Annotated in this window: 16 protein-coding genes and 1 pseudogene; 1 reads left to right on the top strand and 16 read right to left on the bottom strand. The window is 32.2% G+C overall.

The annotated features are described in order from the left end of the window. Positions 1-846: a class II fructose-bisphosphate aldolase gene (locus tag JFU01_RS05740; RefSeq protein ID WP_195856194.1), complete on the bottom strand. Its 846-nt coding sequence runs from the start codon at positions 844-846 to the stop codon at positions 1-3. Between the two features lie 148 nt (positions 847-994). Here JFU01_RS05740 and JFU01_RS05735 point away from each other — a divergent pair, with 148 nt between their 5' ends. After that, positions 995-1,933 carry a sugar-binding transcriptional regulator gene (locus JFU01_RS05735; protein ID WP_230086945.1) on the top strand — a complete coding sequence of 313 codons (939 nt, stop codon included), beginning with the start codon at positions 995-997 and terminating at the stop codon, positions 1,931-1,933. A gap of 74 nt (positions 1,934-2,007) precedes the next feature. Here the strand turns inward: JFU01_RS05735 and JFU01_RS05730 are convergent, their stop codons facing one another. The 15 genes and pseudogenes from JFU01_RS05730 to JFU01_RS05660 all read right to left on the bottom strand — a co-directional run bounded on the left by JFU01_RS05730 (position 2,008) and on the right by JFU01_RS05660 (position 17,997). After that, complete coding sequence (locus JFU01_RS05730; RefSeq protein WP_195856193.1) at positions 2,008-2,583, bottom strand: SIS domain-containing protein; 576 nt, start codon at positions 2,581-2,583, stop codon at positions 2,008-2,010. A gap of 35 nt (positions 2,584-2,618) precedes the next feature. Next, a complete protein-coding gene (locus JFU01_RS05725) occupies positions 2,619-3,956 on the bottom strand; it encodes a PTS ascorbate transporter subunit IIC (RefSeq protein ID WP_111822205.1) in 1,338 nt (445 codons plus the stop codon). A 5-nt stretch (positions 3,957-3,961) separates the two neighbouring features. Continuing rightward, positions 3,962-4,237: a PTS sugar transporter subunit IIB gene (locus JFU01_RS05720; RefSeq protein ID WP_195856192.1), complete on the bottom strand. Its 276-nt coding sequence runs from the start codon at positions 4,235-4,237 to the stop codon at positions 3,962-3,964. A 20-nt stretch (positions 4,238-4,257) separates the two neighbouring features. Then, the gene (locus JFU01_RS05715; RefSeq protein ID WP_195856191.1) at positions 4,258-6,306 is read right to left on the bottom strand and encodes a BglG family transcription antiterminator; all 2,049 of its coding nucleotides are present in this window, start codon (positions 6,304-6,306) and stop codon (positions 4,258-4,260) included. Between the two features lie 201 nt (positions 6,307-6,507). After that, on the bottom strand, positions 6,508-6,816 hold the full coding sequence (locus JFU01_RS05710) for a PTS lactose/cellobiose transporter subunit IIA (RefSeq protein ID WP_195856190.1): 309 nt from the start codon (positions 6,814-6,816) through the stop codon (positions 6,508-6,510). 14 nt (positions 6,817-6,830) lie between these two features. Next, a complete protein-coding gene (locus JFU01_RS05705; RefSeq protein WP_195856189.1) occupies positions 6,831-7,148 on the bottom strand; it encodes a PTS sugar transporter subunit IIB in 318 nt (105 codons plus the stop codon). Positions 7,149-7,151: 3 nt separating this feature from the next. Continuing rightward, positions 7,152-8,408: a PTS sugar transporter subunit IIC gene (locus JFU01_RS05700; protein ID WP_195856188.1), complete on the bottom strand. Its 1,257-nt coding sequence runs from the start codon at positions 8,406-8,408 to the stop codon at positions 7,152-7,154. Next, complete coding sequence (locus tag JFU01_RS05695; RefSeq protein WP_195856187.1) at positions 8,409-10,676, bottom strand: glycoside hydrolase family 95 protein; 2,268 nt, start codon at positions 10,674-10,676, stop codon at positions 8,409-8,411. After that, positions 10,669-12,579: a BglG family transcription antiterminator gene (locus tag JFU01_RS05690; RefSeq protein ID WP_195856186.1), complete on the bottom strand. Its 1,911-nt coding sequence runs from the start codon at positions 12,577-12,579 to the stop codon at positions 10,669-10,671. Before JFU01_RS05690 ends, JFU01_RS05695 begins: the two co-directional genes overlap by 8 nt. A gap of 493 nt (positions 12,580-13,072) precedes the next feature. Further along, a pseudogene (locus JFU01_RS09010) lies at positions 13,073-13,153 on the bottom strand (hypothetical protein); the annotation flags it as partial. 1,286 nt (positions 13,154-14,439) lie between these two features. Continuing rightward, positions 14,440-14,847, bottom strand: a complete 408-nt coding sequence (locus JFU01_RS05680; protein ID WP_195856185.1) for a PTS sugar transporter subunit IIA — start codon at positions 14,845-14,847, stop codon at positions 14,440-14,442. 24 nt (positions 14,848-14,871) lie between these two features. Then, positions 14,872-15,687, bottom strand: coding sequence for a PTS system mannose/fructose/sorbose family transporter subunit IID (locus JFU01_RS05675; protein ID WP_195856184.1), 816 nt, complete (start codon positions 15,685-15,687; stop codon positions 14,872-14,874). 2 nt (positions 15,688-15,689) lie between these two features. Beyond that, positions 15,690-16,454, bottom strand: a complete 765-nt coding sequence (locus tag JFU01_RS05670; protein WP_111846146.1) for a PTS mannose/fructose/sorbose/N-acetylgalactosamine transporter subunit IIC — start codon at positions 16,452-16,454, stop codon at positions 15,690-15,692. A 28-nt stretch (positions 16,455-16,482) separates the two neighbouring features. Beyond that, complete coding sequence (locus tag JFU01_RS05665) at positions 16,483-16,959, bottom strand: PTS sugar transporter subunit IIB (RefSeq protein WP_195856183.1); 477 nt, start codon at positions 16,957-16,959, stop codon at positions 16,483-16,485. 21 nt (positions 16,960-16,980) lie between these two features. Continuing rightward, on the bottom strand, positions 16,981-17,997 hold the full coding sequence (locus JFU01_RS05660; RefSeq protein WP_195856182.1) for a Gfo/Idh/MocA family protein: 1,017 nt from the start codon (positions 17,995-17,997) through the stop codon (positions 16,981-16,983). Positions 17,998-18,073 lie beyond the last annotated feature (76 nt).

Here is an 18,073-nt window from a genome sequence, read left to right as displayed (position 1 = left end):
TTATTTTCCTTCCTTATAACGATTAGTTTCAAAGACATCATAATAATGGTCAAGAACTGCTTTCATGGCTTGATCAGCCGTCTTTTTAACTTCTACATAGCCTGCTGGTTGTTCTTTTTGAATGGCTTCATAGGCCGCTACGATGAAGTCGGTGTAGACATTGATCTTAGCAACGCCTTTTTGGGCACATTTTTTGAGGTTCTCATCTCCTGACGAAGAACCTCCATGTAAGACTAAAGGAATGTCGGTGGCTTGATTGATTTCTTCTAAGCGGTCAAAGTTGATTTCTGGCGTTCCTGAATAGACACCATGAGCAGTACCAATGGAAACTGCTAACGAATCCACTCCGGTTGCCTCCACAAAGCGGACCACATCTTTAGTCTCGGTATAAACCGAATCGGTTAAGGCACGAGCTTCAGATAAATCATTAGCCCCCACATGGCCTAGTTCAGCTTCGACTGGCACATTGTATTTATGGGCATAATCGACCACTTCTTTAGTAATTTTGACATTGTCTTCGAAACTGGCTTCCGAAGCATCGATCATGGCTGCAGAAAACCCTAAATCAATGGCTTTAAAGATAAAGTCCTTATCAAAGCCATGGTCCAAGTGGAGTACCACGGGAACGCTAGCCCGGTCTGCTAAGAAATTACCAATTAAGGCTGCTTCTTCTAAGGAAATAATATCAACGTGTTTTTGGGCATAAGATAAAATAACCGGTAAGCCACGCTTCTCTGCGACTTCAACATAAGCACGTGCTGAATCCAGATCAATAAAGTTAGGAGCCGGAATAGCATAGCCCTTTTGCTTAGCATCCAATAATAATTCTTTGGAATCAACCTTCATATTGTTTAACTTCCTTTCTATAAATGCACTTCTTATCTGTATTGTAAGCGTTTTATAATATGCATGTCAAGGTATATTTTTCTTTTGATAAACATCTTTACAAATGATAAAATTATAATTGAAGAAATTATCATTAGAAAGGGCTAGCATGATGTACGACCGCAATGATTTAATTGTTCAAACAGCTATTTTATATTATAAAGATGATAAAACCCAAACTGAGATTGCTAACCAATTAGGCATCTCACGACCTACCGTAGCTAAGTTCCTAAAAGAAGCCAAAGAAACTGGAATTGTTAGAATTTCAATTCAGCACAATAGTAATTCCTATGCCGAACTTACTAAAACAATTAAAGAAAAGTATAAACTCAGCAACGTCATTATCGTCCCAGCTAGTGGCAATAATAATGAAGATAAGCAAGAAGTGGGCTTTCAGTGTAGTGAATTGATCCAAAGTAATATCAAAAATTACAGGTCAATAGGAATCGGTTGGGGAACAACCATTTATGAATACGTTCAAGCTAGTAACTATATGGATTCGCCAGTTAAGGAAATCGTCCCTTTAATTGGCGGAATTGGTATTAACGATATCAAATACCATTCCAATCACTTAGCCTTTCAACTAGCGGAAAAATATCATAGTGAGGTTTCTTACTTTTATGCACCAGCAATTGCTGAAAATAAGGATGTTTATCATGCCTTCAATTCCTCTGAGTTAGTCAAAAATGTTAAAGGAAAGGCAAAAGCAGTCGATGTGGCAGTCATAGGTATCGGAAACCCTACAGACCCTATTTGTTACCGTAATCTGGGCTATTTGACTGATGAAGAAGCCAAGATGATTAAACAGTCTGGAGCCGTTGGGGATGTGTTAGCTTCTTTCTTTGATAAAGAAGGAAAAGAAGTCGACACTGAATTCTCCAACCGTATGATAGGATTGACCATCGATAATTTAAAGCATATTCCACAAGTTATCATACTAGCCACTGGACAAGTTAAAGCAGCTAGTATTAAGGCCCTACTTTCTCATCCGGGGATTGTGAGCGACATTATTATTGACAGTGAAATTGGAAAATTGTTGGTGGAGTGAGGAAGTTAATAATCAAAAAGACGTCAGTTTTCTGAACAGACGCCTTTTTGATTTATCTACAATTAAACTCTATATTATTCATCAATTTCATTTTCATTTTCAATTTTGAAATATTGTGATAATAAATGACCGATATTCATATGTATGTCCTCAACAATGCCATAATTCTTGGAAGAAATTACTAAGTAATCATCAGAATAATCCTTCATTTTTCCATTATACCCACCAATTAATGAAAAAGTTTTTCCGTAATGACTTTTTGCATATTTTAGCCCTTCAACTATATTTTCAGAATTACCAGAAACAGATAACCCAATGACTATATCCCCTTCATTGAATAAGTTTTTTAATTGCTCAGAAAAAACATATCGATAATCAAAATCATTAGCTATAGCAGAACAAGTGGCGAGATTATCAGATAATGCTATCATTCTAAATCGAAGTGAATTTTTATAACTTGAACCTTTATTGAAATCGCAAACCCAATGACCTGCATTAGAGGCGCTCCCACCATTGCCCATTATAAAAATATTTTTGTTATTGGAACGTGCATATTTTAATAATTTGTACAAATTGTTTACTTTTTCTCTTTCTACCGAATCTAACGCTTCCTTATATTCGTCAAAAAAGCTATTCAAATACTTAAGCATAAGTTTTCTCCTTTAATAATTAATATTATTTGTGGTTATTTACTACTCCTGCTTGGTAATACAGCAGAAACTACGAAGAAAGCTATTAGCGCTACTACAATAGTATAAATTCCAGTTTTACTAAATAATTGAGACGCATGTCCCAGAACAATTCCTACAAATGCAAAGTCAACATCACCAAAAGTTGTATTAGTAAATCCTAAATCACCTAATAGCGGTAGCATAAAAGCGGGTAATAAAATAAGCAGTGCGCCATTAATCAAACCTCCTATAACGGTTCCTCTTATACCCCCTTGTGCATTATTTAATACACCTGCTCCTGCTCCTACAAAGAAAATCGGAATTAATCCTGGAATAATTAACGGCAAATTAGTAAAAGGTAAGCATAGAAAGACAATGAATGCGCCGACTAATGTTGAAAGAAAACCAATAATTACTGCATTTTGCCCATAAGGGAATAAAACAGGTACGTCCAAAGCAGGTACTGCTTCAGGAACAATTTTTTCAGAGATACCTTGGAAGGCTGGTATAATCTCGGCTAACATCATACGAACCCCTTGAAGGACAATGACGAATCCGGCTGTAAACTTCAATCCTTCTACAATAGCAAACATTAAAATATTGTCACCATTGGAAAGTTCTAGAACTAAATTTGAGTCTGCTGAAAGAAAAACTATCAAATAGATTATTACCATAACAATAGCTGTAGTAATAGTACTATCTCTCATAAAACTAAATTTATCTGGAACATCTACATCTTCAGTTGATTTTTCCTTATTTCCAACAACCTTTGCTATTACCGAGGTCAATGAGTAAGATAAAGCATTAAAATGACCCATTGCAATATCATCACTACCTGTTACTTCTCTATAGAATGGTTGAACAATAGCTGGGGAAAGGACCATACAGCTCCCTAATATAAACGAACCAATTGCTATTAGTTCTACTCCATGGAACCCTGCCGTTCCTAATACAGCAGTAATTAATGCTGCCATAAATAAAACATGGTGTCCTGTTAAAAAAATATATTTAAGTTTGGTAAATCGGGCAATTAAAATATTAAATACAAAACCAAATCCCATAACCAATGCTAGTTCTGTACCTAACATATTTTGTGCCACACCGATAACTGCTTCATTATTTGGAATAACTCCCTGTACGTTAAAAGCGTTTTCAAAAGCAGGAGATAATGTTCCCAAAGTTTCTGATATAATCCCCCCACCTAAAGACATAATTAAGAAACCTATTACAGTCTTCGAAGTTCCAACAAGAATTTTATTAAAAGAGGATCTTTGAACCACAAGACCTATTAAGGCAATAAGTCCTATGATCATTGCCGGTTGATTAAAAAAACTATATATGAAATTTAGCATTTATATCAGCTCCTGTTCGAAAAATAATCTTCTAATTGTTCCTTTAATACATCCTTATCCATAACATTGTTAACGTAAACAATATTTTTTTCTAAATTTTCCAAATTGGGCTTAAATTGAGTAGTTGTGACAAATAATTCTGCATCACTAGACGGTACTGACCCCACATCTTTTGCTTCAACCTGAGCATCAATTCCTAGTTCCTTTAAAATTTTATCAACATTAATTTTTAAAATTAAACTTGATCCTAACCCATTTCCACATACTGTGTTTATTAACATATTAATTTCCTCCTAAGCCTCTACTGATTTTCATAATTAAATTGATTAATATACTCCATAACTTCTTTAGACTCGTTAGCATTATCAAGCATATTGCAAAAAGATGGTTCATTTAGTAGCTCAATTAATTCTGTTAAAGCGTTTAAGTGTGAAGCATTATCAATCGCACTTAAACAGAATATAAATTTCACTGGATCATTTTCTTTATTTCCAAAGTTAACCCCTTCTTTCAAAGTCGTGATGCTAATACCTAATTTCTTTGCACCGTTCTCTGGTCGCGCATGTGGTAAAGCAATATTTTTTCCTATAACTATATATGGTCCATTTTCCTTAACGTTTTTTATCATCGCCTCAGTATAGGAATGTGATATAATATCCTTTTTTTCCAGCAAACTTGCGCTCTTGTTAATCGCATCTTCCCAATTTTCAGCATTTATATTTACTTGAATTAACGATTCTGTAACTATTTCCTTTAACATAGGCTGCCTCCGTTTTAAATTGTTTCGATGCTTAGGTAATAATAAGTACAATAAACTATTGATAAATTTTTCCTTATCTTTAACCTCTATATAGTCTTTAGTTGCCTTTAAAAATTCTTCAATCCTTGTATACAAAATAGAATTTTTATTTTCTCCCAAAACTTGATTAACGTTGTTAATTAGGGTCATTCGATCCACATTTGTCATAATTGGATTTACGAGAAATTGAGGTTTATTTACTTCCAATAAAAGAGTTGAAAATATAATATCAGCTTTATCTATAACAGTATCTAAGAATTCTATTGGTACCACTTCACCAAAATATATTTCTGGAAAAAGTTCAGATAATTCTCTATACAACAAATTTGAAGTCCCTACCCCATTAGCACAAACTATTATTGCATATATTTGTGGATTGACTTCAGTCGTTATTTCTTTAAAGGATAGAAATGGAATAATATGGATAACTAAATATGATATTTCATCTTCAATCATTTCTATATTGTCAAAAACTCTTAATTTATCAATTATATCTTTGATTATTGAAAATAATTCACTATAATCATCTCTAATTTGCTCTTTTAAAGGATTAACCATAGGGTAGCAGAATAATATTCTATATAATGCGGGTCTAATATGAGCATATAATTGTCTCCTTAATTGTTTCTCATTAAGCGAAATTGCATACTTACTTTTTAATTCGACAATTATACTTTCTATAACAGATAGAACTTTTTTTCTATCAGGTGTTTTCATTTCAATATTTCCATTTGTATATGCAATAATTAAACTTGATAATAATAAACTCTGGTAATTATCTTCATTCTTTAATAGTTTAGAGGCCAACCCATACTCTTCGGAATTTTCTAAAAACAGCTTATACTTTTTTAATTTGTTATAATTCTTATCTCGAGACCATTTGATGTAACTAAAATAGAATATATAGGAAATAATATATAAATTGTTACTCGGAACAGCTATTTGATGCATGTGAAAGGCATTTTTTATCCTTTCTATAAATCTATCCAGTCCCTTTTTATATTGGAAATTAAGAATATCTCTAAAGAAAAAATGTTCCTCATCATAATAAACAGTACTCACGATAATATTCATCATGTAGAAAGAAATCGATTTATCATTACCGTCTAATTGATATCCATTATCTCGAGTATTTATTAAGCTGATATTATAGTTAATTAGATCTCTTGAAAGGCTATTTAGATCATTATGAATTGTAGCTCGACTGACTTCTAATAAACTTATTAGATGATTTAATGTAACATGTTCATATTCTAAAAAAATATATAGAAATATTAATTTTTTTCTTTCATTTTGATTGAAAATATAATTTAGACTCACATTTTCTAAATCTTTAATAATGCTTTTCTTATTATCTTCAATATAATAAAAATTGTTACTATTTTTGCAAACAGGTCTATATCCATGATTTTTTAGCCAATCATTAATATTATTTATGTCATAATCCACTTGTCTTTGTGTCAGTTCAGTTTTCGATTGTATTCCTTCAATTGATATATTACTATTACCTAATAATATTTTTAGTACGTTTAATGATCTTTGAGATAGCATATTAGCTCACTCCCACACTCCTATTATATTTGTAAGCGGTTTCTTATTAAAGGGTATTTATGTATATTTTGTGTTTCAAATCTGAAACACTTTTTAAATATTTATAATATATACCTCAATAATCTATTTTGATTTAAGAAAAAAGCCAGCAGTTTGTTTCCTGCTGGCTTCTTATATTTCTTCATTCTTGCAATTATATTTTTAAAGGGCTTCAAAAATTTCAATTAATTCTTTAACTAAATCATAATTAGTAATAGCATTCATTAAGTGGTCTTGGCTATGGATTGTTATTAAATCGACATCAACGCTTGTTCCTTGAGCTTCTAATGTTAATAATTCAGTTTGTTTATTGTGGGCTAGAATTAAAGATTCATTAGCTTTATTTAGTTTTTTTCTAGCCTGAACAAATTCTTTTTCTTTAATTAACTTTAAAGCCTCCATAGTTTCACTTTTAGCATTACCTGCATTAACTATAATTCCCATAACTGTTTCCATTTGATCTTGTTTCATTAGTTTCACTACCCTTAATCCATCATTTTAAATGCTTGATTTAGAACCTTTTCTCCATCCATCGAACCATAATCCTTCATATCTATAACAGCTATAGGTATTCTTTTTTCAGTTAGTCTTTTTTCAAATTCATCTTTCATAAAACGTACTTGAGGACCTAATAAAACAACATCAACACTCTTTTCCTTAATATTTGTATCAAATTGTGAAGTTCCTGTTGCAAAAACCTCTACATTAAAATCGTTATTTGCGGCATATTTTTTCATATTAGTTACAAGAATACTGGTACTTAATCCGGCAGCGCAAACTAACATAATTGTTTTTTTATCCATAATTTACTCCTCAATTTCATTTAACTCTTCAAACATTTGTTCTTCATCTTTATCCATACCCTTTACAAATGGCCACCATATTATAATGTTTAACGCACACAAGAATACCTGGAAGGCTGCAACCTTCCATCCTCCAGCAATAAATCCAGTAAATACAACTGGCATTCCTCCCTGTATTTGTATACCATTTAATTTAGGTAAGAAACCTAATAAAGTAGCAAAATAAGCAAGCACAGAATTGATGCTAGCAGAAAATACAACTGGTATGAATAACCTAAAATTCATAACATAGGGCACTCCATAAGCGAGTGGCTCACCTATTCCAAATAGCATTGGTACTGTTGCTAATTTTCCTACAGTATTATATCTCTCAGATTTTAATCGCATTAATCCAAATACTAATCCAAACAAGACACATGCTCCAGAAGCGTAAGTAAAAATAAAAGAGTTCCCTATAATATTGGGTAGAGTTTCACCAGCTTGATAAGCTTCTAAATTTTGTAAATCCATTTGGATATATATCGGAGTCAAAACACTAAGCGCCACTAAATGGCCGTGAATTCCAAAAAACCATAATAAATTAACTATAGCCATTATAATAACAAGTGCAATCCAACTAGACCCTAGAGCTCTTAGTGGCGCACTTATTATTTCAGCAATCAAATTAGGAAATGTTTCATAATCTGTAGATTGTAATACAATTCTTATAACAATTATAGATATGATCACCAATGCAACAGTGGTTAACGACCTAAATGATCTTTCCACCATTTCTGGGACACTATCAGGCATTCTTAGATAAAAACCCTTTGATTCACATAATCTAATAATCTCAACAGTTAAAATAGATAGAATTAATGCAGTTATAATTCCCTCAGCTCCAAATTGTGAGGTAAGAAACGCTCGTCCCTCAACTTCACTCACTATAATTGTAGGTTGTACTAACAAGAAAGCTAAAATACCCTGTAGCCCCGCCATAAACCCATCAAGATCATATATTAGCGCTAAGTGATAAGCGATTGAAAATGCGGCATATAGCGCAAGCATTCCATTAGTCATTAAATTAGGAATTTGTAAATATTCTTTTAAACCTGTATTAATCAAAAAATCTTGATATTGAGGTATTGCTAGTTGATCAATTATTACAGATAAAGCTCCAATAATTATTATAGGCATTAGACTTGCAAACCCACTAGATATAGCTCTAAGATACTTATTTTGCTGCATTTTTCCAGCAAACTGTTCAAATTTAGCAATCATCTATAGTTCTTCCTTCCTCATTTTTAAAACTTCATTTTTACTTATACTTAATTTCTTCTCTTTGAAAGGCTTATTATTTTTAAAAATTTCTATATTTACGATTACATCCTTAATCTGGTTTATAGGTTTAATTTCTAAGAAATCTAAGTTCCCTCGACTCCACTTTATATTTATTACACATCCAAATTTACTATGGTACCCTTTCATTTCCCCTGATTCTAAAAATTTAGGGATTGACGGTAATATAAGCAATTTATTATTTTCTTCTTGTATAATAAAATTAAGTATCGCTTCGGTAGCACCAAAATTTCCATCTATCTGGAAGGGAGGATGTTGAGAAAAATGGTTTGTAGAACTAGTGCTTATTATTTTAAATATAAATTCTGTCGCTTTCTCTGGCTTGCCTAATCGATTGAATAAATTAGCAATCCACGCTGCGCTCCAACTGGTATGCCCACCCCCATTTTTTAAACGTTCTAATAATGATTTGTGAACCGCTTCAACTTCTTTTTTATCATTTATAGATATTAACCGCCCTGGGTGCATACAATAGAGATGTGAAAGATGCCTATGACCCTTATCAAGTTCAATATATTCTTCATTCCATTCTTTGATTCTTCCATCTTCACTAATTTCAACAGGTTTTAAATCACTCATCTTTTCCTTAATTTTTTCCAATAAATCATTTTCTATATTTAAAATTTGACATGCCTTAATATAGGACTTAAATACTTCATATGTGATTTGTAGATCCATTGATGGGCCATTACAAGCAGAATGTACTCTTCCTTCATATATAAATTGATTTTCTGGAGATAAGGAAGGTCCAGTACTCCATCTACCATTATCATCAAATAAATAATAGTTTAAAAATTTTGCACTCTCTTCTAATATAGGAAAATACCTTTTTAGTAGTGAAATATCCCTTGTATATTCATAAACTTTTAGAACACTTAAACTTAGCCATGCGCCTCCCATAGGCCAAAGACTTGCCATTAAATTATTGCCACCAACCATACAATCTCCCCATAAGTTAGTACTATGATGCGCCACAAAACCGGGTAAATCATACATATCCTTAGCTACATTCATTCCATGTGGCAACATACGAAGTATATGTTCCAATAATGGAATATAGCACTCAATTAAGCCCATGTTTAATGCGAAAGAATAATTCATTTCTAAATTTACATTTAAGGTATACCCTGAACCCCACGCAGGCCATATATATGGATTCCAAATACCTTGCAAGTTAGCTGGTAGCGAATCTTTATACGATGAAGAAATTAACAAATATCGTCCGTAATTGAGATATTTGGTCATTTCATTTGCTTCTTTACTACTATCACTAAATTCCAAACTAAACCGACTAGTTTGCTCCACAAAATTCTCAACATGTCTAGTTTTTATGAGTTGATAACTATATTTATTGCTTAACAAAACTTTTTTGCAATATTCTTTAGGATTTGTATTTCTAAATGATGTTCGAATAGTAATTGATATTAATACTTCTTGAGCATTTTTTATAAATATCGATGAGCCATTAGACTCCCTAATTCCTCCTTTGCTATCGACTCGAATTCCTACGCAATAATCTATTCCTTCCTGTGAAGAGCCGTTATGTCCTTCTCCAAAAATATAATTGTTTCCATCGGTGTAGACCTTATCAATATAACTAGCTACTTTTGCTCGGCCATTATCTTTTCGGGTATAACTAATCATAAAAGAAAGATCATCACCTTTTATTTTATAAAATATTATATTTTTATTTTTCGATACAAAGGCTTCTTTAGAAATCCGATGACCACCATATATGTATGAGGAATGCCACACACCTTCTTTTATATTAATTTTTCTTATATAATCTTTAGCCTTTTCCCCTTTTTCAATGCTTCTAGGAATTCCAACTTCATCTTTTTCCATTAATATTTCGTAGGGAGTTCTATACATATCAAAGTCCAACCAAACATCTCCAGCAGTTTGGTAGTGAGTAGAATGTAAAAAATAACTCCACATAGTTTCTTTTATTTTTCTTTCCGCTTCAACAAACTTTTTTTTCTGTAACAATTTTCTAATATCTTTATAAGAATCACTTGATAAAGAATTACCTCGTTCCCTAAATCCCCCCGACCAAAGAGAATCTTCGTTTAATTGAATCCTCTCTTTACCAACATTGCCAAAAATCATAGCTCCTAATGTCCCATTACCAATAGGTAATGCTTCATCCCAACTATTTGGAGGTGTATCATACAATAATTCATCATTCATTATCTAATCCATCTCCTATATTATTGTTAATAATATTTAAAAATTCTTCATATGTTCTTGTTTTAATAATATCCTTTACAATAACCTTATTATTCATACATAAATTAATGACATCATAAACATCTTTGCTAATCGGTAAATTATCTTCCCCCATCAAAAACAAAAAAATAAGTTGAACATTTTGCTCATGCCATTTTATTGGTGAGTCTAAAATACCAATAGCAATTGTAGTTCTTTGCGTTATAGGTTCTAAAGAATGAGGGATTGCTATAAGATTACCAATTTCTGTAGTAATAATATTTTCTCTCAAAATTATCTGTTGGAATGCATCATCATCAATGCTTATTTGATCAGATACTAATGAAATTAATTTGTAGAGTGCATCATTCCTTGATTTTGCACTTATATTATTTAAATACAAATCTTTTGAAAAGGTCATATTACCTTGCTTTTCTTTGAATATCTGATTAAAAACAATTGACAATTCATTTAAATCAATCGAGTTCAATAAACTGTTAATCTTTAAAATAGGAATCTTAGTATCACTATCAATTTTTAATGTGGTTAAAATTAAATCGTAATTTTCTTCATCAATATCCTTTAAACCATATAATCCTATAGAATCAATCCTATTAATCAATTGTCCAAAGACGTCTTTAATCTTATATTCGATTAATTTAGCACTTCCTCTTCTAGAGCCACAAACTATTAAAATATCAAGCAATAAAGCATCTTTATTCAATTCTTTTTCTATAGCAACAGCAAAATGTAATGCTAGAAATGCAATCTCATCTTGAGTCATATCCTTCATAAATTCTTTTTCTAATACTTTTGAACCAACTCTAGCTAAAATATACCCTGCTGGATATTTTTTAATAATTTCATATTTTAAAGGGTTCTCGATTTGTAAATTATACTTAAGCCTGTAAATTAGGGGAGAAATATGGAATAATAAATTTCTTTTTAATTGAGAATCATGTTCAAAATTAAATCTAAACGAAATATTAATGAGGTAAACAATTTTATCAACAATCTTTTTCACTTTATTTATAAAAACAATATCATCTTCATTATCCACACTTTGTGAAGTAGCGAGTTTGATCATTATAATTTTTACTTCATTTCTGTTTATAAATTTTCCTGTTTCTTTTTCTATTAACTTTGCAATATCTTTAGATACATTTTTAACTTTTTCAGGAAATTCTTCATTATTACCTAAATCAGATCTATATGTTTCTATGTCAGAGTGACTGATATGTTTAATTCTTTTTATAGCTATTACTATATGTTTAAATAAATCATTAAAAGCATTATCAGATATATCAAATTCATGGTGATTAATTATATAAAATAGATCCTTTTTAATTCTTATTTCTGAATCAATAGAAAAGAAAGACATAATTTCTGTCTTTTTACTAACAAATTGAGAAAAATATTGCCTAATATTTTTCTCCTCTCCTTTAATCTCATAACCTTTCTTTCTGATATTTGACAAATATAAATTATTCTTTTTTAATAAATCTCTAACATAAACTAAATCATTTTGAAGAGTTGAATAGCTCACAAATAATTCATCTTGAAACTCATCATTGCTTATTGGACATGATGACATAAGCAATTTCATGATTATGTAATCTCTACGCTGATCCGGAGTCATAAAATATACATAATTATCTTCAAAAAAAGTATTTATATTTTCCTCATTATTCAATTCCAATTTAATACCTTTTCTAGGCAACTTTGATATATAAATATCATAAGATTTAAGTAATTCGTTATATTGATCTATCCTATTTAAAACTGTTTTAGGAGACAAATGAAAGAGACGGGATAGTGAATCACTTGTGACATATCCCTCCTGTTTTTCAAGATATTTTATAAAATTAAATATATTTGCTTCCACTACCATCACTACCTTTATTCACGTTAATTTTAAGTGTTGTAACTGATTATTTCATTCCAATGTTTACCTTATTAATCTAGTAAATATTTAAATATATAGTATTGTGTAATTTGTTTTAGTTAAAATTTATTTATAAAATTCATTTGATTTAATATATTTTACAATCGAATTCTCCATTCTATATTTTTTAGTCAACGTCAAATAAGAAACTAAATTCTAAAAAATCTTGATAAGTTAGCGATGAGTATTTTAAAGTATTCTTTAAGCTTAAATGATCAAATTTTTTGTTAGCTAAGGATTTTATATTTTGATTTTTTGACAGATCGCTTAAATAGCAGAATACCAGGGAAGATAGTCTTCACGTACTCCTTCACTTAGACTTTCTTCATTCGGCATAACACTTATAAAAAGATGAGATACTTTTCAATATCAAGACCGTCGACCTTAGCTGTTTCAATTATCGATAGAGTGATTCCAAAATGCTGAGCACCCTTCAAATAGGTAGAAAATATCCATTTTTTCTATCTAATACAAATGCTTTTATGCCACGCTCTGCAGGATTATTGCTCATTTTAACCGTACCGTTTTACAAAAAACTCTGAGAATGCGCTTCATATTTAAAAGCATAGGCAATAGCCGTTCCTAATTTCATCCAACAGTATGAGATTTCTCACTAAGTTATCTGAAAAAACGATCAATTTTCATGTTTAAGTTTGCTGACATTTATCTAGACGTTCGTTCAGCTATCGATAAATCTAGCCCTTTCTTTTCTAATGAAAGATTGACCATATTGTTGAACTGGCAAATTGATCTTGGTAGTTTAAAGTGGTAAAGCTTCATAAAAATCTCCCTTAAATGGGACTAGCAACCAGCAATAATCGCTCCCCCTATTTTGGATAGACTTGCCACACGTCACAATGAATTACGTCTCCATAAGCAGCCATTCATTGGAAAAATAATTAAACCATCGTACAGAGGTATGGTGATAAAGATAGATTTGTTGCTAAGGTTTTCGGGAAGAGTAAGCTAGCAAATAATAGATCTTTTCTTTCTCATGCTCAATTACCTTATAACTCGTTTCATCCATGTGGATGACATGCTGTTTGATAAACTTTTTAGAGAGCAATCAATAAAACATCTTGAAGTAATACTCTGGAGATTTTCCTGCTAGTTAATTAGGATCTAACGAGATAAAGGTAATCCCATCTTTTCCCAATCCTCTTCCTGACGATAGACAGGAAGTTCTAGTTCATATTTCCTGAAATTCGTGAGAGACGATACCTTTGGTCGCATGGCTATCATTAAAGATAGATATTGGTACATCTACACTAATTATTATCTCTTTATCTGCTTTTCTTGAACAAGTAGTACATTTATAGCTATACTAAATAGCATTCTCACAACGAATTTTCGAAAATAATGTAATAATTGGCGAGTCTTATTTTGAACAACCGCAGAGCTTTCTCTTTAAATAGTGAATCAATTCCTTTCCTTAAATCGCTTTTGCCGTAGACAATATAAATTATGATGAAGATCACGCATATTAATATTCAAAGTAACAGCCCTCCAAATTATTAGATGTATAATTTGAAGGGCTTACTTTTCATAACCGTGCTCTATTTGATAGTTACTAAAGATCCAAATTTCTAGAGATAACTAATGTATTGTTTAAAACACCTTTTATCAAATAGCCTTAATGATAATTGGATTGAGTCATGGACTACGCTTTTCGGCGTTAGGATTGTATTCTCAGTATGGAATTTCCATAGCTTTTGTATATCAAAAAAGGTGCTAATTAAGACCCAGTGGTCCTCATTAGCACCAAATATAATATAACCTATAACTATAAGTCGATTTTCTCTACTGTCTATCTTTCAAGATATCATTAAAATAGGCAATACCATCTTTTCCAACAGACATAATCTCGTCGACACTAGGGGAGCCTATGCGACTGTTTGTATATTCTAATACCATTGGTAAATTCATACCGGTAATGATATCTACCTTCTCTTGATAGAGTTCATCTTTTAAGAGTTTACCACTTAAATTATTTGGTGTACCAAATAATAAATCGACAAAAACAGTTACACCGTCGCCTGAATCAACTAATTTCACTTTTTCTTCTAGTAAGTCAATAAATTCTTTCAAATCAGCTTCTGGTTTTAAGGATAAAGTAGCGATTTGCTCGATATCACCTGAAAACATTTTTAATGCATCGTAAAGTCCATCCGCTAATTGCCCATGACTTGCTAAAATAATACCCTTCATATTTTATAACCTACCTCAAACATTCTATACAATACCAAATAGGGATAGTACCAAGGATACTGCGATAGTCCCTAAAACAATTTTAGTAATACTTAACTGCTTTTTATTAATTAGATAATAAAATATGAATAAGACGCCTAAAGTTAGTAACCCTGGCATTAAATTATCTAGATTATCTTGCAGAGCAACCGCCGTCTCTCCAAAGGTAACACTTAACGGGGTAGTTAAATCTACCATGGTAGCTGTTAATGCCCCCATCATTCCCATACCTAAGATATTAGCACCCTCAAGTATATAATTCATGGTCTTTGATGAAAGAACATCTCTAATAGCTTCTCTACCACGTTTATAGGTTAAGTTTGTAGTTATCACTAATTCAGCCATAAGAATAGCGTTACCAATGAAAAGTAATAAAAGACTCAGGAAAGACCCTGCAGCAGCTGCTGCACTTGCTGCTAGTATAAAGAGAGTTTGCAGTGTCCCTGCACTAAAAGAATCCCCAAATGCTGCAACTGGTCCCATCAATCCTGTTTTTATCGCTACGATTGCATCGCCACTTATTGACCCATTATTAGCTTTCTCTTCTTCCATCGCTAAAGTTGTACCTAATATCAACCCACCAGCCGTGGCATTAGTATTAAATAATTCCAAGTGGCGGTTAAGAGCTTCTTGAAGGTCAGCTTTATCAGGATATAACTTCTTTAAAACAGGTAAAAAAGCATAAGTAAAAGCTAACGACTGCATACGTTCGTAGTTTAAGGATATTTCAGTCGCAAAATACCATCTCAACATTGTATTATTAATGTCTTTTTTTGTAATCGTCACATTATTTTCACTCATGATTATGCACCAACCGTTTCATCAATATTTTTCTTATTAAAGACAACAATTAATGCAATACTAATGATCAAAATACCAGTCACGATATTATTTAGCCCAAGTACTTTCACTAAAATAAAGCCAATTAAGGTATATGGTATTAATCTAGGTTTCCCGATAGAATTAATAATTAGTGCGAAACCTACAGCTGGCATTACACCACCAGCAACTTCTAAGCCATGTAAGATCCAGCTTGGAATAAATTCTAGAACTGAAAGCATTACATTTTGTCCTAACAAAACAACAAGGAAAACTGGTAAAAATAGCAATGGGAATGCGGTAAGTGCTGGGTATAATACAGCATCTCTACTAATAGCTTTTGTGTCACAGCTTTCGACCGCTTTATCAGCCATGTGCACAAAATTAACATTAATAATTTTTCTTAAGTTGATTAATTGTGCACCTACTAGTCCTAGAGGAACAGCAAAAGCTACTGCTTGTTCCACAGATAAATTGCTTGCTAATGCAATAGGAATCATTGTAGTAGCAGCCATCGTTTGGTCAGTAGGTAAATTCCCCCCAGGGGCAATAATCCCAGCAAACACGGCTGAGATCCCCCCACCTAGTATCAGACCTTGTAATATATCACCATGAATGAATCCGGCAATAGCTCCTACGACAATTGCGTTACCTACAAAGAATAAGGCAAAATAGCCACCAATCATACTTCTAGATAACCAATATATTAACCCCATTGCGATAGCCATAACTATCAATTGTCCGTCCATAGGTTAGTCCTTTCACAACTTTTTAATCTTATTTAATTTTATTTTCAACACTTTCTAAGCCTACCTTTGAATTTTCTGGAATGGGTTGTAAATAAACATTTACCCCTTCTTCCTGTAGAGCTTTTAATGAAGCAAATTCTTCCTTCGACAAAGATACACCTTGAATAACGGTTGTTCTATCTTTTGAGCTTGGCACCGCTCCAACGTTCAATTCAGCTAACTCTACTCCGCTATCGGCTGCTTCTTCAGCACTCTTTATATCTTTAAATATAATCATGACATTGTCGTCTTTTTTATCTAGAGCAGCTTGTAAGTCGTTAACAGCTACAATATCAACTTCTTGATCAGGAGCTGCCATACGGTAAATATCTCCCATAAAGTCATCATTTACGAGGTCATTATCGACCAAAATTAATCTTTTTACTGGGTTATACTTAATCCATTTAGCAACTACTTGACCATGAACCAAACGATAATCTACTCTAACCATTTTTTGATTAGCCATTGAATTCACCTTTTCTAACTATTACTTAATTTTTACGTGTTCTCCAGTATCTAAACTCTTGTGAATGGCTTCAGTAATTTTAGTAGCTTGTAAACCATCGTAACCATCCGCTACAAATTCTGTATCATTAATCAAACTATCAATGAAACTGTTAATAGGGTCAGCACCAAAACCGAAGACTTTACCATAGAAGTTGTTAAAGAAGAAGACGTTCGGCGTATGTTGTTTTTCACTATCAAATACTTCAATACCTCTATCTTGGTTATCGACACGAATATAGTTATCTGTAGTTAAAATACTTGTTCGGCCATCATTATTTTTGGCAAAACCAGAAGGTAAAACCCAAGAGTTTTCCACAACCCAGTGACAACCATTCTCAAAAGTAATTAAAGAGGTCACGCTATCGTAGGAGTCAATACCTTGATCTGCTAAAAGTTTTTTGGTACCTACAGCATAAACTTCTGTAGCTTCACAGCCCATATACCAGCGAATCAAATCAACACAGTGGATCCCCAAGAAGTTTACAGGGTCAGATTGGTCAGCCCATTTAAACCATTTTGTGGGCACATCAACAATATCATCCATACTCATATAGCCTCTAATTGGATAAGCATCGCCTTCGTTTAGTGTGTTAAAGACATGAATAGCTGTTGGGTCCCAGCGTTTATGAAAGTCAACGGCTACTCTGACATTGTTTGCTTCAGCGGCTTCTAAAATTGCTTGGCAATCTTCCACGGTAGAAGCTAAAGGTTTCTCAATTAATAAATGTTTGCCCGCATTGGCACACTGGACAGCAGGTTCTCTATGTAAATGATCAGGTGTAACAATAGATACAGCATCAATTTCCTCTTCAGATAACATAGTTTCAACATCACTATATGTTTTTACGCCATAATCTTTTTCGATATTTTCTCTAATTTTGCTACTAAAGTCACAAACTGCTACTAAGTTTACATAAGGGCTTTGATTATACACATCAACGTGATGAATACCGTAAATCCCCGCACCAATAACTGCAACATTTAATTTTTTATTCATCTTTTTATCACCTTTCATGTATACGTTTTCTGAATGCGCTTACATATAATTTAATATAAAGTGTTTAATGAGTCAA

The sequence above is a fragment of the Aerococcus sp. Group 2 genome (genome assembly GCF_905125285.1).
Lineage (GTDB): Bacteria > Bacillota > Bacilli > Lactobacillales > Aerococcaceae > Aerococcus > Aerococcus urinae_E.
This window is presented reverse-complemented; position numbering and strand designations above follow the sequence as displayed.

Bases quoted from the DNA above. Each gene is read 5' to 3' on its own strand.
- JFU01_RS05715 (WP_195856191.1), bottom strand. From the start codon at position 6,306: ATGCTATCTCAAAGATCATTAAACGTACTAAAAATATTATTAGGTAAT.
- JFU01_RS05735 (WP_230086945.1), top strand. From the start codon at position 995: ATGATGTACGACCGCAATGATTTAATTGTTCAAACAGCTATTTTATAT.
- JFU01_RS05710 (WP_195856190.1), bottom strand. From the start codon at position 6,816: ATGAAACAAGATCAAATGGAAACAGTTATGGGAATTATAGTTAATGCA.
- JFU01_RS05705 (WP_195856189.1), bottom strand. From the start codon at position 7,148: ATGGATAAAAAAACAATTATGTTAGTTTGCGCTGCCGGATTAAGTACC.
- JFU01_RS05660 (WP_195856182.1), bottom strand. From the start codon at position 17,997: ATGAATAAAAAATTAAATGTTGCAGTTATTGGTGCGGGGATTTACGGT.
- JFU01_RS05680 (WP_195856185.1), bottom strand. From the start codon at position 14,847: ATGAAGGGTATTATTTTAGCAAGTCATGGGCAATTAGCGGATGGACTT.
- JFU01_RS05695 (WP_195856187.1), bottom strand. From the start codon at position 10,676: ATGAATGATGAATTATTGTATGATACACCTCCAAATAGTTGGGATGAA.
- JFU01_RS05725 (WP_111822205.1), bottom strand. From the start codon at position 3,956: ATGCTAAATTTCATATATAGTTTTTTTAATCAACCGGCAATGATCATA.
- JFU01_RS05740 (WP_195856194.1), bottom strand. From the start codon at position 846: ATGAAGGTTGATTCCAAAGAATTATTATTGGATGCTAAGCAAAAGGGC.
- JFU01_RS05720 (WP_195856192.1), bottom strand. From the start codon at position 4,237: ATGTTAATAAACACAGTATGTGGAAATGGGTTAGGATCAAGTTTAATT.
- JFU01_RS05730 (WP_195856193.1), bottom strand. From the start codon at position 2,583: ATGCTTAAGTATTTGAATAGCTTTTTTGACGAATATAAGGAAGCGTTA.
- JFU01_RS05670 (WP_111846146.1), bottom strand. From the start codon at position 16,454: ATGGACGGACAATTGATAGTTATGGCTATCGCAATGGGGTTAATATAT.
- JFU01_RS05675 (WP_195856184.1), bottom strand. From the start codon at position 15,687: ATGAGTGAAAATAATGTGACGATTACAAAAAAAGACATTAATAATACA.
- JFU01_RS05700 (WP_195856188.1), bottom strand. From the start codon at position 8,408: ATGATTGCTAAATTTGAACAGTTTGCTGGAAAAATGCAGCAAAATAAG.
- JFU01_RS05665 (WP_195856183.1), bottom strand. From the start codon at position 16,959: ATGGCTAATCAAAAAATGGTTAGAGTAGATTATCGTTTGGTTCATGGT.